This window comes from Croceibacterium selenioxidans (assembly GCF_018599195.1).
Lineage (GTDB): Bacteria > Pseudomonadota > Alphaproteobacteria > Sphingomonadales > Sphingomonadaceae > Croceibacterium_A > Croceibacterium_A selenioxidans.
In genome coordinates, this window is the sequence record NZ_JAHFVK010000001.1 from 237,573 (window position 1) to 262,112 (window position 24,540).

23 protein-coding genes are annotated in these 24,540 nt (G+C 65.0%); 8 read left to right on the forward strand and 15 right to left on the reverse strand.

The annotated features are described in order from the left end of the window. The first annotated feature begins 1 nt into the window (after position 1). A complete protein-coding gene (locus KK137_RS01210) occupies positions 2 to 322 on the forward strand; it encodes a hypothetical protein (RefSeq protein ID WP_214534152.1) in 321 nt (106 codons plus the stop codon). Positions 323 to 345: 23 nt separating this feature from the next. On the opposite strand, the gene KK137_RS01215 is transcribed toward KK137_RS01210, so the two are convergent. Further along, positions 346 to 1,224 (reverse strand): HpcH/HpaI aldolase/citrate lyase family protein, encoded by an 879-nt coding sequence (locus tag KK137_RS01215; protein WP_214534154.1) that lies wholly within the window; start codon positions 1,222 to 1,224, stop codon positions 346 to 348. Between the two features lie 73 nt (positions 1,225 to 1,297). Between KK137_RS01215 and KK137_RS01220 the strand changes: the two genes are divergently transcribed. Next, the gene (locus KK137_RS01220) at positions 1,298 to 2,182 is read left to right on the forward strand and encodes a DMT family transporter (RefSeq protein WP_214534156.1); all 885 of its coding nucleotides are present in this window, start codon (positions 1,298 to 1,300) and stop codon (positions 2,180 to 2,182) included. A gap of 59 nt (positions 2,183 to 2,241) precedes the next feature. Here the strand turns inward: KK137_RS01220 and nadA are convergent, their stop codons facing one another. The 6 genes from nadA to KK137_RS01250 form a co-directional block, all read right to left on the reverse strand. After that, a complete protein-coding gene (gene nadA / locus KK137_RS01225) occupies positions 2,242 to 3,228 on the reverse strand; it encodes a quinolinate synthase NadA (RefSeq protein ID WP_214534158.1) in 987 nt (328 codons plus the stop codon). Between the two features lie 46 nt (positions 3,229 to 3,274). After that, positions 3,275 to 4,039, reverse strand: a complete 765-nt coding sequence (locus KK137_RS01230) for a hypothetical protein (protein WP_250893539.1) — start codon at positions 4,037 to 4,039, stop codon at positions 3,275 to 3,277. 65 nt (positions 4,040 to 4,104) lie between these two features. Further along, positions 4,105 to 4,797 (reverse strand): DUF4230 domain-containing protein, encoded by a 693-nt coding sequence (locus KK137_RS01235; RefSeq protein ID WP_214534160.1) that lies wholly within the window; start codon positions 4,795 to 4,797, stop codon positions 4,105 to 4,107. Then, positions 4,779 to 5,651 carry an MBL fold metallo-hydrolase gene (locus KK137_RS01240; protein ID WP_214534162.1) on the reverse strand — a complete coding sequence of 291 codons (873 nt, stop codon included), beginning with the start codon at positions 5,649 to 5,651 and terminating at the stop codon, positions 4,779 to 4,781. Before KK137_RS01240 ends, KK137_RS01235 begins: the two co-directional genes overlap by 19 nt. 56 nt (positions 5,652 to 5,707) lie before the next feature. Then, a complete protein-coding gene (locus KK137_RS01245) occupies positions 5,708 to 6,166 on the reverse strand; it encodes a DUF1465 family protein (protein ID WP_214534164.1) in 459 nt (152 codons plus the stop codon). Positions 6,167 to 6,276: 110 nt separating this feature from the next. Then, complete coding sequence (locus KK137_RS01250; protein ID WP_214534165.1) at positions 6,277 to 6,474, reverse strand: YdcH family protein; 198 nt, start codon at positions 6,472 to 6,474, stop codon at positions 6,277 to 6,279. Between the two features lie 184 nt (positions 6,475 to 6,658). Between KK137_RS01250 and KK137_RS01255 the strand changes: the two genes are divergently transcribed. The 5 genes from KK137_RS01255 (at position 6,659) to tilS (ending at position 12,298) form a co-directional block, all read left to right on the forward strand. After that, a complete protein-coding gene (locus KK137_RS01255; RefSeq protein WP_214534172.1) occupies positions 6,659 to 6,814 on the forward strand; it encodes a YdcH family protein in 156 nt (51 codons plus the stop codon). 96 nt (positions 6,815 to 6,910) lie between these two features. Further along, positions 6,911 to 9,181 (forward strand): phosphoenolpyruvate--protein phosphotransferase, encoded by a 2,271-nt coding sequence (gene ptsP / locus KK137_RS01260; protein WP_214534174.1) that lies wholly within the window; start codon positions 6,911 to 6,913, stop codon positions 9,179 to 9,181. A 92-nt stretch (positions 9,182 to 9,273) separates the two neighbouring features. Continuing rightward, positions 9,274 to 10,164, forward strand: coding sequence for a helix-turn-helix domain-containing protein (locus tag KK137_RS01265; protein ID WP_214534175.1), 891 nt, complete (start codon positions 9,274 to 9,276; stop codon positions 10,162 to 10,164). 117 nt (positions 10,165 to 10,281) lie between these two features. After that, positions 10,282 to 11,352 carry a hypothetical protein gene (locus KK137_RS01270; protein WP_214534176.1) on the forward strand — a complete coding sequence of 357 codons (1,071 nt, stop codon included), beginning with the start codon at positions 10,282 to 10,284 and terminating at the stop codon, positions 11,350 to 11,352. Beyond that, complete coding sequence (tilS, locus tag KK137_RS01275; RefSeq protein ID WP_214534177.1) at positions 11,318 to 12,298, forward strand: tRNA lysidine(34) synthetase TilS; 981 nt, start codon at positions 11,318 to 11,320, stop codon at positions 12,296 to 12,298. Before KK137_RS01270 ends, tilS begins: the two co-directional genes overlap by 35 nt. On the opposite strand, the gene KK137_RS01280 is transcribed toward tilS, so the two are convergent. The 8 genes from KK137_RS01280 to KK137_RS01315 form a co-directional block, all read right to left on the reverse strand. Then, positions 12,295 to 12,933, reverse strand: coding sequence for a L,D-transpeptidase family protein (locus tag KK137_RS01280; protein WP_214534178.1), 639 nt, complete (start codon positions 12,931 to 12,933; stop codon positions 12,295 to 12,297). The two genes, tilS and KK137_RS01280, sit on opposite strands and share 4 nt — an antisense overlap. A 102-nt stretch (positions 12,934 to 13,035) precedes the next feature. Then, positions 13,036 to 15,813: a phosphoenolpyruvate carboxylase gene (locus tag KK137_RS01285; protein WP_214534179.1), complete on the reverse strand. Its 2,778-nt coding sequence runs from the start codon at positions 15,811 to 15,813 to the stop codon at positions 13,036 to 13,038. Then, positions 15,810 to 16,421, reverse strand: a complete 612-nt coding sequence (eda, locus tag KK137_RS01290; protein ID WP_214534180.1) for a bifunctional 4-hydroxy-2-oxoglutarate aldolase/2-dehydro-3-deoxy-phosphogluconate aldolase — start codon at positions 16,419 to 16,421, stop codon at positions 15,810 to 15,812. Before eda ends, KK137_RS01285 begins: the two co-directional genes overlap by 4 nt. Beyond that, positions 16,418 to 17,389, reverse strand: a complete 972-nt coding sequence (gene glk / locus KK137_RS01295; protein ID WP_214534181.1) for a glucokinase — start codon at positions 17,387 to 17,389, stop codon at positions 16,418 to 16,420. Before glk ends, eda begins: the two co-directional genes overlap by 4 nt. Then, a complete protein-coding gene (gene edd, locus KK137_RS01300) occupies positions 17,386 to 19,200 on the reverse strand; it encodes a phosphogluconate dehydratase (protein ID WP_214534183.1) in 1,815 nt (604 codons plus the stop codon). Before edd ends, glk begins: the two co-directional genes overlap by 4 nt. Continuing rightward, positions 19,193 to 20,626 carry a glucose-6-phosphate dehydrogenase gene (gene zwf / locus KK137_RS01305; RefSeq protein WP_214534184.1) on the reverse strand — a complete coding sequence of 478 codons (1,434 nt, stop codon included), beginning with the start codon at positions 20,624 to 20,626 and terminating at the stop codon, positions 19,193 to 19,195. The genes edd and zwf overlap by 8 nt, the downstream gene beginning before the upstream one ends. A 72-nt stretch (positions 20,627 to 20,698) precedes the next feature. Next, positions 20,699 to 21,499: a transglutaminase-like domain-containing protein gene (locus tag KK137_RS01310; protein ID WP_214534186.1), complete on the reverse strand. Its 801-nt coding sequence runs from the start codon at positions 21,497 to 21,499 to the stop codon at positions 20,699 to 20,701. A gap of 36 nt (positions 21,500 to 21,535) precedes the next feature. Next, positions 21,536 to 21,952, reverse strand: a complete 417-nt coding sequence (locus KK137_RS01315) for a secondary thiamine-phosphate synthase enzyme YjbQ (RefSeq protein WP_214534188.1) — start codon at positions 21,950 to 21,952, stop codon at positions 21,536 to 21,538. 391 nt (positions 21,953 to 22,343) lie between these two features. On the opposite strand from KK137_RS01315, the gene KK137_RS01320 reads away from it, so the two are divergent. Continuing rightward, positions 22,344 to 24,536: a glycoside hydrolase family 3 N-terminal domain-containing protein gene (locus tag KK137_RS01320; RefSeq protein WP_250893540.1), complete on the forward strand. Its 2,193-nt coding sequence runs from the start codon at positions 22,344 to 22,346 to the stop codon at positions 24,534 to 24,536. Positions 24,537 to 24,540 lie beyond the last annotated feature (4 nt).

Consider the following 24,540-nt stretch of genomic DNA (forward strand, 5'->3'; position numbering starts at 1 on the left):
AATGACAGACAAGCGCCTGATCTATGCCCTCGCGGCCGTTACGATGCTCTCGGCCTGTGGCGGGAAGAAGCCGGCTGACGACAGTCGCTCGGCCTCGGGCGAAGTGCTCGAAGGCACGGCCAGCGATGCCATGCTTCCGGTCGATCAGGTCCGCTCGCAAGCGCCGTTCGCGCCGCCGGAACGGACGGGCGGGGCGGTGGGCACCGATGCTGCCGCGCCGCCGGGCGAAGAGACGCAGCCCGCCGAAGGTGAGGCGGAGACACCGCCGGAAGTCACGCTGACACCGGCCCCGCTGACTCCTGCGCCTGTGGCCACGAACTGACCGGGCCACGGCCCGCTACAGTCTTACCCTAACCGTTCAAGCAGACGGCGCGCCTGTTCCAGGTGTGGCTGGTCGATCATCCGTCCTTCAAGCTGTAATGCGCCCGCCCCCGGATTGGCGCTGAAGGCGTGCACGATGGCGCGGGCTTCGGCGATCTCGGCATCGCCGGGCGTGAAGGCGGCGTTGATCACCGCTACCTGGCTTGGATGGATCGCGAGCATTCCGGCAAACCCATCGGCGTAGGACTCGGCAGCTATCCGGCCCAGTCCATCGAGATCGCGGAACTCGGCGTGGAGCGTGTCGATGGCGAGAACGCCGCGGGCATGCGCCGTGAGCAGGACTTGGGCTCGCACATGACGGAACGTGTCGGTCCAGTTGCCCAGAGCGTCGCGCTTGCGGCTGGCGCCGATCGCCGCGGAAAGGTCTTCGGCGCCCCATGTCAGTCCGACCAGCCGGGGCAACTGCGCTCCGACATAGGTGGGTATCGAGAGCGCCGCCGCAGGTGTTTCACTAACCAGAGGCAGGATTCGTGTCGAACCGGGCGGGCTGCCGTTGCGCTGTTCCGCCTGCTGCAACTCCGCCGCAAGCGCCTGGAGCTGCTCGGGCCCCGAAGCCTTGGGCACCATGATACCCTGAGGCCGCCCGGGCATGATCGCCGCCAGGTCCTCGCGCCAGAGGGGCGTGTCGAGCGGGTTGATGCGTACCCAACGGGCCGATCCCTGGGGCGCGGCGCGCAGTCCGGCTTCGAGCCAAGTGCGCACCATCATCCGCGCCATGGGCTTGGCAGGCGGTGCGACCGCGTCCTCCAGGTCGGCGATGCAGACGTCCGCGCCATAGCCCGCCACTTTCCCGAGCTTGGTTTCGCTGTCCCCCGGCACGAACAGCCATGACCGCATCGCCATCGAAGCGTCCTCCGTATCCCCACTGTGCACGTTATCTATAGCCAAGCCAGCAGGCCGCGCTAGACGAGCGCCGATGGAACGTACCGTCGTCCCCCACCATCGTACACCCTGGCTTCCGCTTGCCGCACTGCTGCTGGGTAACGCGGCGCTGGCGATGGGGCCGTGGTTCGTGCGTCTGGCCGATAGCGGGCCGGTCTCGGCGGGTTTCTGGCGGGTATTCCTGGCTTTGCCTTTCCTCGCCCTGTTCGCGCGCCTCAACAAACAGCCGCTCCTGGGCATTCCGCGCAAGACCCTGATGCTGGTGCTTGGTGGAGGCGTGCTGTTCGGGCTCGACATTGCCAGCTGGCATATCGGGATCGGCTTCACTCGCCTCGCCAACGCGGCGCTGTTCGGGAATGCCGGGAGCCTGATCCTGATGGTCTGGGGCTTCATCGCCTGGCGCCGCTTGCCCGCGGGGCGCGAGTGGCTGGCGCTGGGCGCGGCGCTTGGCGGAGCGGCGATCCTGATGGGCCGTTCATTCGAAATCTCTCCGCAAACGCTAGCGGGGGACTTGTTCTGCTTGCTCGCCGGCATCCTCTACGCCGGATACCTTCTGATCCTGCAGAGCGCCCGAAAAGGGCTCGGAAGTTGGAGCCTTCTGACCTGGTCGTGCTGCGCCAGCGCCCCAGTGCTGCTGGCGATTGCGCTGGCACTGGGTGAGCCGGTCCTGCCGACGAACTGGTGGCCCGTGATCGGACTGTTCATCTCCAGCCAACTGATCGGCCAAGGGCTGCTGGTCTATTCGCTGCGCCACTTCTCCCCGCTGGTGATCGGCATCGCCCTGTTGTGTCAGCCGGTGGTCGCGGCCTTTGCGGGATGGGTCAGCTTTGGCGAAGTGCTGACTCCGCTCGATTTTGTGGGCGTGGTGCTGGTGGGATCGGCGCTGGTGCTGGCGAAAGTGGCGGAGCCCAAGGACTAATCCGAAGTGGACCTGGCTCGCCTTGGCGAGGCGGTTGCCAGATTGCCGTCAGATAAGGCTCAAACCCGCCCCAGGTCGCCCATCCCGATCGTCCCGCTGGCCATCTCCAACATCCGGTCGAGGCTCTTCTTCGCCGCCAGGCGCAGGCCCTCCTCGATTTCGATGCGCGGCTGAAGGTCGCGCAGGGCGATGTAGAGCTTCTCCATGGTGTTGAGCGCCATGTACGGACAGATGTTGCAGTTGCAGTTGCCGTCCGCGCCCGGCGCGCCGACGAAGGTCTTTTCCGGCAGCGCTTTTTCCATCTGGTGGATGATGTGGGGCTCGGTGGCGACGATGAGCGTCTGGGCCGTCATCGTCTTGGCGTAATTGAGGATGCCGCTGGTCGAGCCGACGTAGTCGGCAAGGTCGATGATGTGCGGCGGGCATTCGGGATGCGCGGCGATCGGCGCGTCGGGATACTGTTCCTTGAGCTTGAGCAGCTCTCGCTCGCTGAACGCCTCGTGGACGATGCAGACCCCCGGCCACAGCAACATGTCGCGCCCGAACTTGCGGTTGAGATAGCCGCCGAGGTGCCTGTCGGGCCCGAAGATGATCTTCTGGTCCTTGGGAATCTGGCTGATGATCGTTTCGGCGCTGGAGCTGGTGACGATCACGTCGCTCAGGGCTTTCACCTCGGTCGAGCAATTGATGTAGGTCAGTGCGATGTGATCGGGGTGCGCCTCGCGGAAGGCCTTGAACTTCTCCGGCGGGCAGGAGTCTTCCAGGCTGCACCCGGCTTCCATGTCCGGCAGGACGACAATCTTTTCGGGGCTGAGGATCTTGGCGGTGTCGGCCATGAACTTGACCCCGCAGAACGCTATCACATCGGCGTTCGTGTCCGCTGCCTTGCGGCTCAGCTCAAGCGAGTCGCCGACGAAATCGGCGAGGTCCTGCAGCTCCGGTCGCTGGTAGTAGTGCGCCAGGATTACGGCGTTGCGCTCCTTGCGGAGGCGTTCGATCTCGGCGCGCAAGTCGGCGCCAGTCGGGAGCTTGGTCTGGATGCTCATGGTACGGTCGAAATAGGCACCCTGGCCGGTCGCGGCAATAGCGGGTTCAGGGTGTCATGAACGCTGCCATTGGCCGGTCGGCCCCTGGCGTACCGGCAACGAACCATTCGGTCAGCGAGTAACCGAGAGGGCTATAGGCGATGAGGTCGGCGACGATCTGCAGGCCCACCGACAGGGCGATTCCGCAAAGCCAGGCCGGATGCACTCGGCCATACCGGCGCTTGTCGGCGATCATACCTGCGCCAACGAACAGGGCCAGCGGCAGGAAGATCGAGGCGTACCAGGCATAGGGTATCAGCAATGGCATCGGCAGGAGCCGTCCGAAACCGGGTCCGCAGAGCACCGCCATGCCGCAGAACATCAGCCGGCGGTGCCAACTGGTATTACGGCGAACCGAGATGGCCCAGGCAGTCAACGTGGCGAATCCAAAGATCTGGAGGGGATTGCTGATCAGGAACTCGTTCTGGTCGAAGAACGGCGGGCCGCCACGCGTCTGCAGGGAATGGCGCATCACCAGCAGGCCCATGACTACAACGACCGGCACCCAGGCGGCGGCGAACCATCCGACGCGGCGGTGCAGGGCCACATTGCCTGCAAATATCAGCGAGTTCTGCGTCAGATAGAAACCGAGCCAAGTCAGCATCACCACGCCGTGGGCGTGAACGATCAGGGGCGAGGAAAGGCTCGACCGGCCAAGAATGAAATTGAGCGAGAATCCCGACAGGATCGTCGCCACCATGAGGCAGGCCATGATGAAGAAGAAACGGGCCTCGCCCTGATCGGCACCGCGTGCATAGGGAACACTAGCCATCGACCGAACTCCCCCGTCCGGCGACCCGGAGTGGGATTACCAGCGCGTACTGTTAGGGGCAACCTTCAGCGAGCGGGCAGGGCTTCGCCGTCAAAGCGGACGTTGACCGTGACCTCGCCGTAGCCCGCGACCTCGAGCGGGATGGTAAGGTTCTGGCGGATCGCATCCTTCGCCGCCGACCGGGCCAAGCCCATCAGCACCGGGTTGGCGGCTTGCTCCATCGCCTGCTGTTCGGCGAGGCGGGTGTTCTGCCGCGTAAGGTTGTCCTGCGCGTCGCGACTGATCCACAGCCCCTCGCGAAGGTATTGCGCGCGCCCTTCGTCGAGGTTCGGTCGACCGACCGTGAGGGCGGGAAGCTGGACGTCCATCGTCTTGGTCTCGGCATCCCAGCGCATGCGATCGCGGCCCATCTTGGACAAGTCGAGCGTGTAGTCGACCCTGGCGGGAATGACAGCAACCTGGCGGCTCTGGATCGTTCCGAATAACCGGCTGTCGCGGCTCGCCACGACGGGGGACAGTTGCGCCGAGAAGACCGTCAACCGGTTCTGCCGCTCAAACGCGACCAGGCTGGTGGCGACCGGATCGCCCAGGTTCTTCGGCCCATAGGCCAGCCAGGCGAACCACAGGGCACCTGCCAGCGCCAGGATGAACAGGAGCCAGGGCACCGCCTGAACTCGGGCCAGCGGCTTTTCCCGGTGCACCCCGTGCTGCATCCGGTCGCTCGAAGTCTCGCGCTTGATCAAGTGGGGATTGTCCATCGGTCTCCCGAACGTCCAACAGCGCCTCGCCGTTCCAGATCGATCAGGTGGGCGCGGACCGATTGGCCGGCGGCGGGCCACAATCTCATGTCAACGCCCTTGTACATCGCCGGTACCAGTTCCGCTATGTCCTTCGACCCCTGTTGTAGCAGCCTCAGGATCTGCCGTTCGCGCTGACGCCGATGGCCGATCATCCCCCGCACCAGCTGCCGCGGTCTCGTCACGGCAGGGCCATGTGCCGGATAGTAGATCCGGTCGTCCCGTCCGTAGAGACGCTCAAGACTGGCCATGTAATCCGCCATGTCGCCGTCGGGCGGAGCGACCACGGTGGTCGACCATCCCATGACGTGATCCCCGGTAAACAGCGCTTTGGTCTCTTCAAGAGCAAAGCACAGGTGATTGGAGGTGTGCCCCGGAGTGGCGAGGGCGGTGAGGGTCCAGGCGGGACCCGAGAGGCTTTCGCCGTCCTTCAAAACGCGGTCGGGGCGATAGTCGATGTCGAAGGGAACATCGGCCCGCGGTTCGTCGCTTTCGAGCACGAGTGGTTCGCAGCCGATGATGGGGGCGTCCCTGCTCGCGGAAAGCGGCGCTGCTGCGGGTGAATGGTCGCGGTGGGTATGCGTGCAGCAGATAGCCACTATTGTCGCATCACCGATCGCCGCTTCAAGAGCGGCAAGGTGTTCGGGCAGATCCGGGCCCGGATCGATCACCGCGACGGCACTGCTGTCGCCGACGAGGTAGGTCTGGGTGCCGGTGTAGGTGAACGGCGAACCGTTAGGCGCAAGCACCCTTCGGACCAACGGTTCGAGCTGTTCGCATTGTCCCGTGGGCCAGGGTTTTGGGGGCATCGGCATAGTACCGCCTTGGCGCGAGCCTGCCGCGAAGTCGAGAGCCGCAGCCCTCAGAGGGCCTAGACCGCCTTGTCCAGCCGGTTGCGAAGATCATGGACGGTGGTGGGATGTCCTTCGAACTGGCTCCGCGACGCATCGTCGAGCCGCTGGATACGGGCGTAGAACCGGCGGCTGCGCTCGATCAGTTCGTTCACCTCGGGAGACAGCAGGGCCAACTGGTCGGCATCGGGCTCTGCCTGCGAAGGTGGAAGATGCCCGTGGCGCCGCAATTGGGCCGCGGAAAGTTCACCGGCGAAATGCGCGCGCTGGTTCAGAAGCCACGCAATCGCGTGCATCATTCTGGTCGTGGTCCGCAGCGCCTCGCACGACAAGGCGACGCGAGCGAGATCCTCGTTCTCGCTAACGGTGGTGATCCTGCCCGAAAGGTCGAACGTGTCGCGAGCCCGGTCGGCCAGCGTCAGGGCCTCGCCATAGAGCGCCTCCACGATCGCCGGGTTGAGATCTACCGTTTCAGCCATTTGCGTACGAATACTACTCTAACATCAGTTAGCTGCGCCAGTTCCCAGCTCAGGCTTTTCCGCGGTTCGCCGCACCTGTCCCGCGAAGGCACGCCGGGCGCACCAGCCAATCAGGCGATGATGTCAGGGGTGAGGAAGTCCTCGATGATCGAAATCTGGTCCTTTAGCCGCAGCTTGCGCTTTTTCAGCCGCGCGATTTGCAGTTGATCCTGGGTGTTTGCCGCCGTCAGCGCGGCAATCGCCGCATCAAGGTCGCGGTGCTCGATTCGAAGCCCCGCCAGCCGCTTCCGCATCTCCTCTTCGGTCACGACCGGATTATCCCCTCAAAGCGCAATATCGAGTTGTTTGACCGGCTCATCGCAGCCAGGGTTTGAAGACTTAAGACTTCTATGATTTGATGACAATCGCGCGGCTCGCCGCCTGAGAAGTGAGTCGCTGCTCCGGGTCTAGTCCCGTCGGGAGCTTGCTCCCCAAAGGCAAAGGAGAACGCGAATGGAATCCTCGCACGTCACAGCCCTTCAAGCGAAACACGAAGGGCTGGACCGCCGGCTACGCGAAGAGTTGAGCCGGCCTTCACCCGACAGTTCGATGATCCAGACGCTCAAGAAGCAAAAGCTCAAGGTCAAGGAAGAGTTGTCGTTTAGCTGACGGCGGCGCTGCGCGGGTGACGGACCCGGGCAAAACAGCTTTTTCCCGACCGTCGCCCGCATTTTCAAACTCGCGGCAATGCGTTAACCGTTAGGCATGTCCGCCACAGCAGCCGCTCGCTCAATCCTCAATCAGCTTCACGATGTGATGGCTTCGCGCAGCCATGCGCAGGGCAAGCTCAACCAGGTTGTCGAGATCATCGGCGAGACGCTCGATAGCGAGGTGTGCTCGATCTACCTGTTGCGCGAAGGCATGCTTGAACTGTTCGCGACGCGGGGCCTCAACCAGAGCGCGGTGCACGTCACGCGTCTCGGCATTGGCGAGGGGCTGACCGGCACCATTGCCCAGAACATCGAGACGCTGAACCTTGCCGAAGCGGCCACGCACCCCGAGTTCCAGTACGTGCCGGAAACCGGCGAAGAAAAATTCCACTCTTTCGCCGGTGTGCCGATCGTCCGGCGGGAACGCTCGATCGGGGTTCTGACCGTCCAGCATGTCGAGCCTCGGCGGTACGAAGAAGTCGAGATCGAGGCGCTGCAGACGGTTGCCATGGTCCTGGCGGAGTTGATCCACAACGCCGGCCTTGCCGACGAAGAAGGCTCGACTGCCGCCGAGGCCGCCCATTCCGGACAGGAAGTGCTCACCGGCCTGCAACTGGTAAAGGGTCTCGCGGTGGCCAACGCGGTCTTCCACCAACCGCGGATCAATATCGAGCAGACCGTGGCCGAAGATGTCGAGGCCGAACGCCAGCGCGTCTATCTCGCGTTCGACAAGATGCGCGAACAGATCGAACAGATGGCGGGCCAGGCCGAGTTCGGTGTCGATGGCGAGCACGAGCAGGTGCTCGAGACCTACAAGATGTTCGCCTACGACGAAGGCTGGAGCCGGCGTATCAACGAGGCGATCGATTCCGGCCTGACGGCTGAGGCGGCGATCGAGCGCGTCCAGCAGCGCACCCGGATGCGCATGCGCGAAATCCAGGATCCGCTGCTGCAGGACAGGATGCACGACCTGGAAGACCTGGCGAACAGGCTGCTCAGGATCGTGTCCGGCCAGCTTGGCACCGCGGCTTCCGCCGGCCTGCGCGGGGATTCGATCCTCATCGCCAAGAACCTGGGCCCGGCCGAACTGCTTGAATATGACAAGCGACGGCTCAAGGGTGTGGTGCTCGAGGAAGGATCGCTCACCGCGCACGTGGTGATCGTGGCTCGGGCAATGGGCATTCCGGTCCTCGGCCGAGTGCGAAATGCTCGCGGCTTGATCCGCGAAGGCGATCTGTTGCTGCTCGATGGAGACGCCAGCCAACTGACGATCCGTCCGGCACAGCAGGTGCTGGATGCGTTCGATGCGCGCTTTGTCCGCAACCGGGAGAAGCAAGCCACTTACGCCGCGATGCGCGATGTCGAGCCGTTCACTCGCGACGGCACCCGCATCGAGGTCATGATGAACGCGGGCCTGCGCGATGACATTCCGATGCTGAGCCTGACCGGCGCCGATGGCATCGGGCTGTTTCGTACCGAGTTCCAGTTCCTCGTCTCCGCCGCATTGCCGCAGCGTGACCGCCAGACTCGCCTTTATCGGGACGTTCTCGATGCCGCGGGCGACAAGCCGGTGATCTTTCGCACAGTCGATATCGGCGGGGACAAATCCTTGCCCTACTTGCGCAGCGAAAGCAGCCGCGAGGACGAGAACCCCGCCATGGGCTGGCGGGCCTTGCGCCTGGCGCTGGAGCGCGAAGGGCTGCTCAAGGTTCAGGCGCGGTCCTTGATCGAAGCCGCTGCGGGACGTTGTCTCAACGTGATGTTCCCAATGGTTTCGGAGCCTTGGGAATTCGAAGCGGCGCGGGCAGTATTCGAAAGCCAGGTCGCGTTCCTGCGGCAGTGCCGCAAGACCCTGCCCGAGGCGATCCGCTATGGCGTGATGCTCGAAGTACCCTCGCTCGCCGAGATGTTGGACGTGCTCGTACCGCGCGTTTCGTTCATCTCCGTGGGGACGAACGACCTTACCCAGTTCCTGTTCGCCGCGGATCGCGCCAATCCCAAGTTGGCGGAGCGCTACGATTGGGTGAGCCCCGCAATCCTGCGTTTCCTGCGACGGGTCGTGGCTGGTACGATCGGCCATCCCGTCCAGCTGGGCGTGTGTGGCGAAATGGGCGGACGGCGGTTGGAAGCGCTGGCCTTGCTTGGCGTTGGCATAAAGCGGCTCTCGATCACTCCGGCCGCCGTTGGCCCGATCAAGGAACTCGTCCGCAAGGTCGACATGAATGAGATCGGTGAGGCGATGACCGGCTGGCTCGCCAATCCGCCTCCGGACATGCGCCATGCGCTACAAAAATGGGCCGAGGAGCGAGAAATCGAGGTTGAATAAGAGGGGTAAGGCCTAACGCGCTTGACTTGCGGCGCGCGGCCTTCTCTCTGTCGTTTTCAGGTTCGCAAGGACCAGCGCAGAGCTGGAGTGGAATGTCAGAGGAAATCCCAGAAGAGGCGGCGGGGCAGCCGGCAACGGACGGTGTTGGCGCGCAACTGCGTGCTGCCCGCGAGAAGCTTGGACTGACGCTTAAGGAAGTGGCCGCGGAAACGCGCATTCCGTTACGGCACCTGGAGAAGATAGAGGTCGGTGACTTCGCCGCCCTGCCGGCTCGAACTTACGCCGTGGGATTCTCCCGCAACTATGCCAAGCTCGTCGGCCTCAATGAAGAAGACGTGGTCGAGATGGTGCGGGCAGAGCTCGATGCGCAAGAGCCGCGGCAACGGCCTCGCCCGACGACGTTCGAGCCGGGAGATCCGGCCCGCGTGCCTTCGCGCTCTTTGGCCTGGGTTTCGATTCTGGCCGTCGTACTGGTCCTGGCGGGCCTGTTCGTCGCGGCGCGAACCTTCTTTGCCCCCGCTGCCGAATTGCCTTCGCTGGTCGATCAGGAGCAGGCCGAGCGTGAGGCCGCCGAGGCAAGCCAGCGGGCCGCCGCGACGACACCCAGGCTGGTTGTACCGGTGTCAGGCCCCGTGGTGTTCACCGCGCTTGAAGATGGGATCTGGGTCCGGTTCTCGGATGCGTCCGATACGCAGCTGATGCAGAAGCTCATGGCAAAGGGCGAAACCTACACCGTGCCGGTCGATGTCGAGGGTCCGCAATTGTGGACCGGACGTCCGGATGCGCTAGCGATAACGATCGGCGGCAAGGCGGTGCCCAAGCTGGCCGACGATGACAAGGTGATGAAAAACGTTCCGGTCAGCGCGGAGGCCCTGCTCGCTCGTGCCCAGGCTGGGTCTGTTCCTGGTGCGGCGCCGGGGGCGGCATCCGTGCCGGCGGGAGGGGTTGCAACGCCCGTGCCGACGCCGTCGCCCACAGCCTAGCCGGGCGTTCGCCTCGACAACCGAATCCCGCATTGGCACAATGATCGCGGAGGCAGTTCACCCGCGGTTCGACTTCCATTCCGCATGACCGCGATGAGACGCGACGAGAGGGAACAAATGCAAGTTACGAGGAGCCGCTTCGGCGCCACCCGCAAGACAATCACCGCGTTGCTGCTGGCAGGCATGAGTATGACGGCGCTGCTGCCGGTTCCTGCTGCCGCCCAGGACGATGCGCGGCTGCGGAAAATCGAGTCTGAACTGAAGGCACTGCAGCGGGCCGTGTTTCCTGGCGGCGATGGTCGTTATTTCGCGCCGGAAGTCGACACGGCAACCCCTCAGCAGGCGCGGCCCAGTTCCAGTACCGCCCCCTCTGGCAGCGCTTTGACCGACGTGTTGCAGCGGCTCGATTCGCTCGAAGCCCAACTCGCGCGGCTGACCGCCCGCAGCGAGGAGAACGCCAACCACCTGGCGCAGCTGGAAGCCCAGCTCAAGGCCGTGCAGGAATCGGCGGCTGGGCCCGAACAGGCGTCGTTGACCCCGTCCACTCCTGCCATGCAGGGCAGTGGGCCGCGTCCGGGCGCTTCGGCTCCGGCCAGCACGCCGCCGCGCGCCGGCACGCTTACCCCCACTCCAGCGCCCGCTGCGGCGGCCGGGCGGCCTGCCACCCAGCCGGCCGGCAACGCCTCGCGTACGCCCACTGCCACTCCCACGCCTGCACCCGCGGCTAGCGGCAATCGCAACGGTCCTTCCGCAGGACGCCTGGCTGCGGTTCGCGCGATCACCAAGCCCACGACTGCGGACGCGGGCGAAGACGAATACAACTACGGCTATCGCCTGTGGGAGGCCGGGTTCTTCCCCGAAGCGCAGCAGCAGCTGGCGCTTTATGTCGAGAAGTATCCGCGCCACGCCCGTATCAGCTTTGGCCGCAACCTGCTTGGCCGCGCCTATCTCGATAATGGTCAGCCGCGCGAAGCGGCCACGCATTTTTTCGAGAACTACCAGTCCGACAAGCAAGGGGCGCGGGCGGGCGACAGTCTGCTGTTCCTGTCCGAATCGATGATCGCGATCAATGACAAGAACCGAGCGTGCATCGCGCTCGCTGAGTTCAGCGACAGCTACCCGGCACTCGCGACGGGTCGGCTGAAAGAGCAATATGACCGCACCAAGAACAAGGTCTCCTGCAGCTGACGCGATCCCGGAAGCGCTGATCGAGCGCTTCTCGCGCTCGCTTGCGCGGTTGTGGACGGGCGGTGGTCGACTGGGTCTGGCGGTTTCCGGTGGGCCCGACAGCCTGGCGATGCTGCTGCTGGCCGAGGCTGCGATTCCGGGCCGCTTCGAAGTAGCGACAGTCGATCACGGCCTGCGCGCCGAAGCGGCTGACGAATGCGCGATGGTCGCGCAGGTCTGCGCGGAGCGGGACATCCCCTGCGAGGTTCTTCGCGTGACCGTTGCGGGCGGTAACATCCAGGCAGCGGCGCGAGAGGCGCGTTATCGGGCTCTCGCGGGCTGGGCCGACCGTCGCGGCCTCTCGGCCATTGCCACCGCCCACCATGCCGACGATCAGGCCGAGACGCTGTTGATGCGGCTCAATCGAGGCAGCGGGGTAGGGGGGCTTGCGGGCGTTCGAGAAGTGGGCACAATCGCAGACAGCGCGATTCCGCTGATCCGGCTCCTGCTCGAATTCCGCCGCCGCGAGCTCGAAAGCGTCGTCGAAGCTGCCGGTCTTGTCGCGGCGCAGGACCCCAGCAATCTCGACGACAGGTATGATCGTGTTCGGCTGCGAAAGGCGCTCGCGGAGGCAGACTGGCTTGACGTTCCGGCGCTTGCCCGCTCCGCCGGCAACCTGGCCGATGCTGAAGAGGCCTTGGCCTGGGCGACCGACAGAGAGTGGGTGGAGCGTGTTTCCGCGTCGCCGGATGATCTTCGCTATCTCCCGTCCAACCCGCCGCGCGCGATAGCCCTTCGGGTGGCGGCACGGGCCGTCGGCGTCATTGGCGGGCAGCCCAGGGGAGGCGATCTCGCGCGGCTGGTCGAGCGGTTGGAAGCGGGCGGCAGCGGTAACCTTGCTGGGGTTCTGGTGACTGTCGAGAATGGTCAGTGGGTCTTTCGCCCGGAACCTCCCCGCCGCGTTTAGGCGAGCGGCGTCCCCACTTCGGCCTTTTTGCCGCGAGTGATGATCACCACGTCGCCCTTGCTGGCCACGTCGAACAACCGCGAAACGAACGGATCCGGGGCGCCGATGCAACCATGGCTGGCCCATCCGAGTTCGACCGTGGAACCGCCATGGATCGCCACTCCGTCGTGCGTCAGGCGCAGGGTCCAGGGCATTGGCGCATTGCCATATTGCTCGGACACGTTGTGCCGTTCCTTGCTCAGGATCGGGAACACGCCGAGCGGTGTAGGATGCTTATCGGTACCTAGGAGGACCGCAGCGGCGCCGATCTCGTAGCCGTCGCGGAACACCGAGAGGACGCGTGCATCGAGATCGACCGTCATGACGATCGGCCCGTCGGCCGGCGCGCCTTCCTCGTTCCAGTGCCACTCGCCGTATTTAATGGGGCCGTCTATCGGCAGGACACGCCTGATCGCAAAGGGGCGCGGGCTCGGCTTGGGCGCGGGAGTGACGGCAGCCACTTGAGTAGGCTTCGGGGCGTCGACGAGCCGGGAGCTGCTCCGCGCCTCGAGCGCATTGCCCGCGACAATGGCCGAGCCCAGCAGCACTGCGGCCACCACTGTCGTTCCACCAATCCACTTAAGCGCCTCGCTCATGCGCCTCATATTGGCGACAATTACGGTTAACGGCTAGCGCTGAAAACGAAGCGTCCCGCTGCGAGACGCGCGGGTGACAATGGTTAACGTCCGAAGCGCGCCCTAGCCGTGTGCTCCGAAGTGGTTGGCGATGGCGGTGGTGATGCGGAGCGACAGGGCATAGGCGCGGTCGATCGGGTCGATGAATGCCCTGCGCAGGCCTTCGTAGCCTTCGTCAGCTCCTTCGGGATAGTCCGTCGGCTCGGCCAGTTCGAAGTCTCCGATCTTGGGAAAGCTGGTCGGAAAGGCCCGGCGCAACTGTGCGAGCGCTTCGTCGATGCGCAAGGTGAAGACCATCTCCAGCACGTCGTCACGTGAAACGTCGTTGGCGCGGCTGAAGGCCGGGACGGACACCGCGCGGATGAACATGTGCTGGAACAGGGCGAGGCGCAGGGCCTGGCAGACACCGATCGCGCGGCGGACCGACTCGTTCTGCGACCGTCCCTCGCCTTCCGGCATCATCGCCAGCAGACGGTGCAACTTGAGCGCGTCGACCCGAAGTCGAGAGGCGAGGCGGCGGAACACCCCGGCGCGGTCGTCCTTGATCAGGTATTCCGCCAGGGCCTGGCAAGGCTCCGAAAGATGGCTCTCGGTTCCGCGATAGGGCCGGCTGGCCCAGTAGGCCGAGTTGAATAACTCGCCAAAGGCCGCAACGGTCTTCACGCTGGCGAGAGCATTGGCGGCGCGAACCAGGCGGATAAGCTGCATGCCTCGTTCGCTCGAGGAGAGGAGGGCGGCGATTTCCTCGTAGTTGCCGTCCGCCGCGCTGCCGACACCAGCAATCACGTTTACCGGATAACCGAGCTGCTGGAGGATGGCGTTATGCGGAATCGCCCGGATTTGCCTCAGGCTCATCTCCCGATCGGCCGAGAGGTCCGACTGGCGGCGCGAGACGCGGCTTCCGGTCGGGTTGAGCAGGCCGAGACCGAACGCCGTGACGGCGCGCGAATACGTCCGACTTTCCAGATGCGAATGCTGATGGTCGCGGATCGCGCGATAGAAATCGAGGCTGATATCTATGCGGCGATAGAAGGGGTCGGGCGCGGCATCCGCGTCGGTCTCCGCTGGGCGTAACTCCGCGATCCGGGTCAGGGTCGCGAGCGCCAGTTCAGGTGTGGCGAAGAGCAGATAGCCGTCGCCACCCTGAAAGCTCACTTCGGGCTCAAGACGGATACCGGCGCGGACGAACCGCCTGCGAGCCCAAGGACTGAGGGGCCAGTCGAGCCGGTCGGCGAACGAATCCGGGTGGGCGCCGCGGCCCATGCTCTCGCCGTGGGTGTTGAATACAAGCGCTGCGACGTCGCCGAGACCGTTGGTCTCCATCGCCTGCGCCAGTCGCCCCTGGAGGCGTTCGATAGCGAGGCTCGCCGGGATCTGGCCGACGAAGCGCCCGGCGTCCGAAAAGCCGGTCTGGATCGAGACCCGTCCGCGTTCCCTGGCGTAAGTTCGGTATTCCTCTTCCGCGAGAAGGGAGTCGAGAAATCGACCGCCATGTTCGAGTGCCGTTTCGGTTTCGAACAGGGGTGACAGGTCCACCTTGTCCGCAATCCCGAACAGACGCGCAAAATAGAGCCCGGCGAGGAGCGTGGCTGGCTCTTCGCACTCCGCAATCAGCATGCGGATCGGGGCGTCGGCGTCAACGTGCTGGAGGATCTGCGCCATTGCCAGGAACTGGCGGATCGCGGTGGAGCTCTCGATCGCGAGCGCAGCGAAGTTGGACCGCAGCGGCTTGGCTTCGGAGATCACGCGGCGAAGGTGGACGACGGCGCTCTTGCTCGAGAGGTCGAGCGCCCCGTCCGGGTCGAGCCGCCGGCGGATCGCGTTGTGAAGCTGCTTGGCGTTCACCCGGAAATGGATCCAGCCCATACCGAGCCCGTCGGCACGCATCGCGGCGGCGAGGGTCTTGAGACCGACGGCTCGCTCGTCCTGGGCGCTTCGGGCCTCGCTTTCCAGCGCTTCGATATAACGCGCGAGAGTGAGGAGCTTTCGGGGATCGTTCGCCGTCAGGCGGTTGGCGGCGACCGACAGCGCCGCAGGATCGGAAAGGTCGGCGGAAAAGTCGCGTGCGCGGTCGGCGGCATAGTCCGCTGCAGGGCGCAGCTCACGGAGCAAGGCGTGCGCTGGATCGATTGCGTCGAGCGACACGACATAGCGGGCCAGCCGCTCCGCCTTTTCGGCCAGGCGAAACCCGATCGATTGCGCCCAGCCGATGTCGGTACGACCGTCCATGTCGTAACCGACCCAGCTGGCGAACCGGAATGGCAGCGGAGCGAAGGCTGTCCACTCGTCCGGCCAGTGCTGGCGGGCATGGGTCAGCAATTGAGCGACGATCCGGTCACGCGCGTCCTGGGCGTGAGCGATCGCCCGCATCGCCTGCTCGTGCTCATAGGCGAGGGTGATTGGCGGGCGCGCGGCGGGGACGGCGCAAACGGCGGAATCGACCGGCTCGTCGATGCTCGCGGCCTCGGCGACGGCAGCCGATTGAGCCGGGCTCAGCAAGAACGTGGGGTGTGCGGTGAACACGGCGTGAAGCTGCGGCCGTTCCCAGCGGTCGCGGAAGGTGGTGAAGTCTCCGGCGGAGAGCGCCGTCGCCAGCTCGTCAGCGTTGGCTTCGGGGCTGGACGGTGCGATGAGGCGGTGCAGCCGCTCGGCGCGGCTTTTCAGCGCATCGCATTCGAGCTCGGCAATCAGGCGGTCGCAGTCATCGAGAGTCAGGTCGCCGCTTTCCAGCAGGCGGGACAAGTCCAGCGAAAGCTGGAAGACAGGATTGAATAGAGGTGTTTCTTCGGTGCGCCGATGGAGCGATTGGATCCGCTCGACCAGTTCACCGACGGTCTTCATCGAGACAGCGCCGCCGCTTGCCGGGCCAGCGCCTCGATTTGTACGAAGCTGGCCCCCGGTTTCACGATCCAGCTGCCTCCGACGCAAAGGACGGAGCTTATCGCCAACCAGTCGGGCGCGGTCTCAAGGGTGATGCCGCCGGTCGGGCAGAAGCGGCACTGCGAGAAAGGCGCGGACAGCGCCTTCAGCGCGGGAGTTCCGCCCGCGGCCATGGCGGGGAAGAACTTGAAATGGTCGAGCCCATGATCGAGCCCTCGCATGATGTCGCTGGCCGAGGCGATGCCCGGGAGGAACGGCACCTGCCGTTCGATCGCGGCGCTGGCCAGGCGGTCGGTGAGGCCGGGCGAGACGATGAATTCCGACCCCGCCTCGAGCGCGCTGTCGAGTTCTCCCACATTGGTAACCGTGCCGGCCCCGACGATGGCGCCGGGCACTTCGCGCATGGCGCGGATCGCCTGCAGCCCCGCCGGCGTGCGCAAGGTTACTTCGAGCACCCTTAGTCCGCCAGCGACCAGCGCTTCTGCCAATGCTCGTGCGTCGGTACCCTCTTCGATCACCAGCACCGGAATGACCGGCGATGTCCGCATGATCTGGCCGATCGAACTCATTGGGGGTGCTCCGTCATGAAAGCAGCGACCGCGCCATAAAGGCCCGGCTGGGGGTGGATGATAAGCTTCACGGGAATTCCCGACATCATCTGTGTGTACCGGCCCTTGAAGCGGAAGCGTTCGCCGAAGCCCGACGTGGGCAGCAAGTCGCGCAACCGCAACCCGAGACCACCGGCGAGGACGACGGCGCTCGCCCCCTGGGCCAGGGCGTAGTCGCCCGCGACGCTGCCGAGCGAAGAGCAGAACCGGTCGACCGCGGCCGCGGCCAGGCTGTCTTCGCGCGCGATGCCCTTCTGCCAGACCGTGGTATTATCGGTAAGGTCGGGCGCGCGACCTTCGAGCTCGGCGAGGCAGCGGTAGATTTCCATGATGCCGGGGCCGGCATGGACCCGTTCGGTAGAAACGCGCTGATGCTGGGCCCGCAACTTGGCGAGAATTCGGTCGTCGATGGAATCGAGCGGGGCGAACTCCATGTGGCCGCCTTCAGTCGACTGCACGTGGTAGCCTCCGGAATGGCGGAAGAAGTGCGCCACGCCGAGGCCCGTGCCAGGCCCTATCACGCTAATGGTCCCGGCCGCCGGCAACGGGCCTTCCGGACCGGTAATATGGACCAGCTGGTCTTCGGGAACGCTCGCCACGGCATGGGCGACAGCGCCGAAGTCGTTGATTAGCGTCACTGCGTCGATGCCTAGTTGGTCGACAAGACCGCGGGTGTGGAAGATCCAGCTATTGTTGGTCATCCTGATCGTGTCACCGACGATCGGCGCGGCAATGGCGATCGCGGCGGCTCGAGGCAGCGGGGCGCCGCAGCGGCGTTCGAATTCCTCCCACGCCGTCTGGAGACTGGCGTAATCTCCGGTCTTGAGCGTGACGGGTTCACCAACCGAGATCGCACCATCGTCGGCGATGGCAGCCAGAGCGAAGCGCGCGTGCGTGCCGCCCACGTCGAGCGCGACAATTTCCTTCACAGACCCCCCAAGGCAAGCATGGCGCTTCCGCCCTTTTCCGCTTCGTCGGCTCCCACACGGAACATGCCGTACAATTCCCGCCCGGTTCCCAACTCGACCTCGCGCATAGACGCGGGCTCGCGACCGGTGAAATCAGCGGTGGTGGAAACTTCGCCGCGAGTGGCACACAGGCGAACCACGTCACCGTCTCTCAAGTAGGCCAGCGGTCCACCGCCAAGCGCTTCCGGACTGACGTGGATCGCCGCGGGCACTTTGCCGCTCGCTCCCGACATCCGCCCGTCGGTGACAAGTGCCACGCGGTAGCCGCGATCCTGCAGGACGCCGAGTACCGGCGTTAGCTTGTGCAGCTCGGGCATGCCGTTGGCGCGAGGACCTTGGAAGCGCATCACGACCACGACGTCCCGATCGAGTTCTCCGGCGGTGAAGGCGTGGGCGACGTCCTCCTGCCGCTCGAAGATCCGACAAGGGGCCTCGATCGTCCACCGGTCCGGATCGACGGCGCTGGTCTTGAACGTCGCACGCCCGAGATTTCCTTCGACCAGCCGCATGCCCCCATCGGCCATGAACGGATTTGCCACGGGGCGGAGCATCTCTTCGTCGCCAGAAGGACCGGCATCGCGCCAGGCGAGGGCCTCTCCGTCGAGCCAAGGCTCCTGGGCATAGGCGCCAAGATCATCGCCGCCGACCGTCACGATGTCGCGATGGGCGAGGCCGGCGTCGAGCAACTCGCCGATGACGAAGCCGATGCCGCCAGCGGCGTGGAAGTGGTTCACGTCGCCCGCGCCGTTTGGATAGACCCGGGCGAGGAGAGGAACGGCCTGGCTCAGTTCGTCGAGATCGTTCCAGTCGATGATGACTCCCGCCGCGCGGGCGAAGGCGGGAATGTGGATCGCGTGGTTTGTCGAGCCGCCCGTCGCGAGCAGGCCGACCGCGGCGTTGACCACGGCCTTCTCATCGACGCAGCGCGAGAGCGGGCGGTAGTCATTGCCATCGCGGGTGATCGCCGCGAGCCGATGAACGGCGGCGCGGGTCAGCGCCTGGCGCAGGGGCGTGCCGGGATTGACGAAGGCGGCACCGGGCATGTGCAGGCCCATCAGCTCCATCATCATCTGGTTGGAGTTGGCCGTGCCATAAAAGGTGCATGTGCCGGGCGAGTGATAGGACTTTGCCTCGCTGTCGAGCAGTTCCGCGCGGCTCGCCTTACCCTCGGCATAGAGCTGTCGGACGCGCTGCTTTTCCTTGTTGGCGATCCCGCTCGGCATCGGGCCGGAAGGGATGAACACCGTCGGCAGCCAGCCGAAGCGCAGGCCGCCGATCAGGAGGCCTGGCACGATCTTGTCGCAGATGCCCAGCATCGCGACGCTGTCGTACATCGCGTGGCTCAGACCGACTGTGGTCGACAAGGCGATCACGTCACGGCTGAACAGCGACAGCTCCATGCCGTCAGTGCCCTGGGTCACGCCATCGCACATAGCCGGTGTGGACCCGGCGACCTGGCAGGTGGCTCCCACCTCGCGCGCCCAGACCTTCATCTGCGGCGGATACGCGCCGTAGGGCTGATGCGCGGAGATTGTGTCGTTGTAGGCTGTGATCACGCCAATGTTGGGGCCTCGCCTCGTCGCGATCGAGGCCTTGTCTTGCTCCATCGCGGCAAAGCCGTGCGCGAGGTTGGAGCAGGGGAGGGCGACATTGCGATCGGCGTGTCGCTCGCCTTCGGCATCCATCAGTTCGAGGTAACGCCGGCGGCTGTCGCGCGAACGCTCGATAATGCGGTCGGTAACGCGCGAGACGGTCGGGTGGAGGTTACTCATGCCATGTCACCCCATCGCGTTCTGCCAGGGCGATACCTGCACTGGGACCCCAGCTCCCCGCGGCGTATGTCTTGGGCGTCAGGCGCTCCTCGCCCCACAGCTCGCGGATCTTGTCGACCCAGGCCCACTGCGCCTCCACTTCGTCGCGACGGACAAACAGCGTCTGGTCCATGTCGATCAGGTCCAGCAGGAGCCGCTCGTAGGCGATGCGGCGCTCCTTGCCTGAGAAGGCGTCGGGCATGGCGATATCGAGCGGCACTTCGCGCAGGGCGATGCCGTCGCGGTCCAGACCCGGCACCTTGGCCATCAGCGAGAGCGTGATGTTTTCTTCCGGCTGGATACCGATCAACAGCTTGTTCGGCTTGGTCTGCACGCCTTTGAAGATGGAGTGCGGAACGTCGCGGAACTGGACCAGGATCTCGGTCACGCGCTTGGGCATGCGCTTGCCGGTGCGGAGGTAAAACGGCACGCCCTTCCAACGCCAGTTGTCGACGTGGGCCTTGATGGCGACGAAGGTCTCGGTCTCGCTCTCGCGGCCAAGCTCCTCGTCATAGCCCGGCACGATCTGCCCCCCGACGGCGCCGCCGCGGTATTGGCCGGTCACGCTCTCGCCCCGGCCGACGGGGCGGAGCGCGCGAAGAACTTTCACCTTCTCGTCGCGCACGGCTTCGGACTCGAAGCTGCTCGGCGGCTCCATCGCTACTAGCGAGAGCAGCTGGAGCATGTGGTTCTGCACCATGTCTCGCAGCGCGCCGGTCTGGTCGTAGAAGTCGGCCCGCTTTTCCAATCCCACCGTCTCCCCGACAGTGATCTGGACATGTTCGATGTGCTGGGCGTTCCACAGCGGCTCGAACAGGATGTTGGCGAATCGCAGGGCGAGCAGGTTCTGGACGGTTTCCTTGCCCAGGTAGTGATCGATGCGGAAAATGCGCCTTTCCGGAAAGGCACTCGCCACCGCATCGTTGATCTCCCGGCTCGAAGCGAGATCGAGGCCGAGCGGCTTCTCCAGGCCAATGCGCGAGCCATCCCCAGCGAGACCGGCCGCCTCGAGGCCACGGATCGTCGGTTCAAAAAGGCTCGGCGCGGTCGACAGGAAAATAGCGACGCGCTTGCCCTCTGGCCCGACCTTGGCCGCTAGCTCCGTGAAGCTGTCCGGATTGGTCACATCGAGCGGCTGGTAATGCAGGCGGTTGAGAAATTCCGCGATGGGACCTCGGCGCTCCGCAGGGAGGAACTTTTCCAGCGCCGCGCGGGCGAAATTGCGGAACTCCGCGTCATCCATCGCGGTGCGGGCGGTGCCGATGATCTTCAAGTTCGGATCAAGCAACCCGCCAGCGTTGAGCGCGCAGAGCGAGGGTAGCAGCATCCTCTGGGCCAGGTCGCCAGTGGCACCGAAAAGCAATAATGTATCGGCCCTGGACCTCATTGACTCACAACCTTCCCCCAACATGCGCGAGACCTTCGCTGCATTGCGATAGCAGATGGATTGGGCGAAAGGTCAAGGGACCTTTGATACCGCTACCATTTTATCGTCGAAATCTACCTCCCCGAAGGCCGTCATGAAACTCACGTCAGCCGCGTCACGGCCAACGCCGATCTTCACGGCGCTTGCCGGGTCGGCCATGCCCGTCGCATCCACGATGTGCCAGGCGCCGCCCCCCGGCGTCGTCGGATCGGCGAGAAAGACTTCGGCGACGGCGTGGAAATCGGGCGGCTCGACACCCGGAGCGTAGACGCTGCAGTAGCGCGCGGGAATGGCGGAAGCGCGCGCCAATGTAACCAGCAAGTGGGTATAATCCCGGCAGATCCCCCGCCGCTCCACGAAAGTGTCGAGCGCCGTCGTCTTGGGATTACTCGACCCCGGTGAATAGCTGAGATGCTCGGCAATCCAGTCGTGCATGGCCCAAATCCGCGAGCCGCCGGAGAGGTTGCCGAATTCCCCTTCGACGAACGGTTGGAATCGTTCGGCAGGGCAATAGCGGGAGTCGAAAAGGTACTGCACCGCTTCCGCCGGGAGCTCATGCGGCTCCAGCTTGGCTAGGGTGGGTATGTCGGCGAGGAGGCGGTTGACTTCAACCGTGGCGGAGTATGACACTTCGAAACGCCCGCTCAAGTGAAGCCAGACGCGTTCCCCGATGTCGTCCTGCGCGGGAATGTTGGCCACGTGATGGGCCTGGCTCAGGTGGGTGCGGCTGTCGAGTACCCGCTGCTCCGGAATTTGCGCGGCGGCGAACTGCAGCAGCACGTCAGCCGGCTGCCTCGCGGTGAAGGAAAAACGAGACAGGATTTCGATTGGCATGATCAGGGCAACGCTCGCCGTGCCCGGATGTTTCGCCTACTCACCCGAAACATGCACCACGATCTTGCGGCGATGAGGCCTGCGCCGGTGTTCGGCGAGGAATATCCCCTGCCACGTACCGAGCAGCATGCGTCCTTGCGCGACCGGAACGGTCAGGCTGTTGCCGGTGAGCAGGGCCTTGAGGTGGGCGGGCATGTCGTCTGGCCCTTCGTCGGAATGTTCGTAGCCGTCACCTTCCGGCGCCAACTTCGACAGCCAGCGGACGACGTCGCGATGGACCGCCGGGGAAGCGTTCTCGGTGATCAGCAGTCCGGCGCTGGTATGCTGGCAGAACACGGTGAGAAGACCCGTCTCGATGCCCGCATGGCTCAGCCAATCGGCTATCTCGTCGGTGATTTCGTAGAGGCCGGTGCCGTGGGTATCGAACGAAAGACTGGTGAGCGACTGATCCATGGGAAGCCCTATAAGCGAACCCGCGACAGGGGGCGAACGGGTTTGCACGGTTGCCGGCGAAACGGTAGATGGACCGAGGTCGTCGGCCACTGGGGGTGCTGATGGGTTTCTCGCGCCGGAGTGCGGTTACGGGCGCACTTTCAGTCAAGGCGGGATGGGCCCGGCCCCAGGCCTTGTTGGCGCCAACCGGTCAGGAGGCCTTCGGAGCGTTCATCGTGCTACGGCCTTGAACGGCGCATCGGGGAGGGAGAGTGCCGTGAAGTCCAGATGGGTTCGATTGGTAGCGTTATCAATTTTTGTAGTGTCCCCCGTGTCCTTGTGGGCTCAACAGCGCGAATCTCCTTCCGCTGCGACTGCGAGCGCAAGCGATCTCGAGGCGCTCCTCGCCAGGATGACGACTGCCGAGAAGATCGGGCAACTGGTGCAGCGCATGGGCGGCAGGCAGCGGGCGCTTAATTCGCGGCTCGGTCCCGAAGAGCTCGAGAAGGTGCGGCGAGGGGAAGTGGGGTCTTATCTCCACGTCGCTGGCGCTGAGCCGCTGCGGGAATTGCAGCGTGTGGCCGTGGAGGAAAGCCGGCTCGGCATCCCCTTGCTGTTCGCGATGGATGTGGTGCACGGCTATCGCACGATCTTCCCCGTACCGCTGGCGATGGCCGCGACCTGGGATCCTTCCGCCGCCGAAAGTCACGCCCGCATTGCCGCGCAGGAAGCGAGCGCGGCGGGACTGCATTGGACCTTTGCCCCGATGGTCGACGTGGCTCGCGATCCACGCTGGGGGCGTATTGTCGAGGGGGCAGGGGAAGACCCTTTCCTCGGCGCTGCCATGGCGGCCGCTCAAGTACGCGGATTCCAGGGGTCCGATTTGTCAGCCGCCGACACGATCATGGCCGGGACGAAGCACTTCGGAGCTTACGGCGCGGCGGAAGGCGGGCGCGACTATGCGGGCGCGGACTTGTCCGAACGGACCTTGCGCGAGACCTACCTCCCGCCCTTCGAAGCGGCCGCAAAGGCCGGGACGGCGAGCTTCATGACTGCGTTCAACGCACTTGGCGGCGTACCGACCACCGGCAACGCCACGCTGTTGCGTGGCATCTTGCGAGGCGAGTGGGGCTATGACGGCGTGTTGCTGTCCGACTGGCACGCAATCGAGGAGCTCATGGCGCACGGCGTGGCCGGCGACCGGGCCGCGGCCGCTCGGCTGGCGTTGGAGGCGGGCGTCGACATGGATATGGTCAGCGATATCTACGGTCAGGACCTGATCGCCTCAGTCGAGGCCGACCCCGAACTCAAGGCCCGGCTGGATGAGGCGGTGATGCGCATCCTCAAGGTGAAGCGCGACCTGGGCCTTTTCGTCGATCCCTACAAATACCACGATGCGGCCCGAGAGGCCGCGGTCATGCTCAGCCCCGAGCATCGCGCCGAGGCCCGTCGCATCGCCGAGCGGTCGATCGTGCTTCTCAAGAACGAGGGCAATGTCCTGCCGCTGGCGAAGGGAGCCGGACGCATCGCCTTGATCGGAGCTTTGGCTGACGATGCGCGCTCGCAGCTCGGTTCGTGGCGGGCGCGCGGAGTGGAAGAGGACGTGGTAACCCTGCGAGCGGCGCTCGAGGCGGTCCATGCCGGCGTGACCTACGTTCGCGGCGCCGACAGCCGCAGCAGCGAGGCCGCTGGAATTGCCGAGGCCGTTTCTGCAGCGCGGGCCTCGGACGTGGTCGTCATGGCGCTAGGGGAGGATTTCGATTGGTCGGGAGAAGCTCGCAGCCGCTCCAGCCTGGAACTGCCCGGGGCGCAGGAGGAACTGTTCGAGGCTGTGGCTTCGACGGGCAAACCGGTTGTCGTGGTTCTGATGGGTGGCCGTCCGTTGGCAATCCCCGAGGTCGCTGAAAAAGCCGACGCCATCCTCGTAACCTGGCTGCTGGGTGATGAGGCCGGACCGGCGATCGTGCGTACTTTGTTCGGCGACGAGAATCCTGCGGGCCGATTGCCCGCCAGCTTCCCAAGGACAACCGGGCAAGTGCCGTTCGCATACGACCACCTGCCGAGTGGTCGGCCGGCGGACCCGGACTTGGCCAAGGATACGGCGCGCTACATGGATCTGCCGATCACGCCGCTTTACGCGTTCGGTTACGGCCTCAGCTACACCACTTTCGACTATGGTCCCGTTGCCGTGGACCGCGCCAGCATTCCAGCTGAAGGAGGAAGGGTGACGGTGTCCGTGGCGGTGACCAATAGCGGACTCCGAGCAGGCGACGAGGTCGTGCAGCTCTATATGCGCGATCCTGTCGCGTCCGTGTCCCGGCCGATCCAGCAGCTGCGGGGTTTCCGTCGTGTGGCGTTGGCGCCGGGCGAAACTCGCATGGTGAGCTTCACGCTCGACGCGGCGCACTTCGCGTTCTGGGGGCAGAGTGGCGGATGGGTCATCGAGCCGGGGCTTATCCTACTGTCCGTTGGCAGCGCCTCGGATTCTATTCATGGCCATGCAGAAGTTACCCTGACTGGCCAAAGCCATGGAACCTCCTCACCGGCATCGATACCGGTTTTGAGCTCCGATCGTCAGATCCGGGGAAATCTCAACCCGACCTAGCATT